The following is a 228-nucleotide window of genomic DNA, read 5'->3' as shown; positions in this document are numbered from 1 at the left end:
GTTGCTATACTAGGAGCAATGGAGGTAGCTGCTAATGGTGACCTTGCTAACTGGATGATACCTGGAAAGATGATTAAGGGAATGGGCGGTGCGATGGACCTTGTTCATGGTGCGAAAAAAGTGGTCATTATCATGGAACATGTAAATCGTAAAGGAGAACCAAAGATATTAAATGAGTGTAGTCTTCCTTTGACCGGAAAAAAAGTAGTGGATCGTATTATTACAGAT

1 protein-coding gene is annotated in these 228 nt (G+C 40.8%); it reads left to right on the top strand.

What is annotated here, in order from left to right; all coding sequences use genetic code 11:
* A partial coding sequence (locus tag AOA61_RS08670) for a CoA-transferase (RefSeq protein WP_305886521.1) occupies nucleotides 1-228 on the top strand: 228 nt, incomplete at both ends.

Origin of the sequence: Pseudomonas sp. 2995-1 (assembly GCF_002742505.1) — a bacterium.
Lineage (GTDB): Bacteria > Pseudomonadota > Gammaproteobacteria > Pseudomonadales > Pseudomonadaceae > Aquipseudomonas > Aquipseudomonas sivasensis.
Note: the sequence above shows the minus strand (reverse complement) of the source record. Positions and strands in the feature narration are given on the sequence as shown.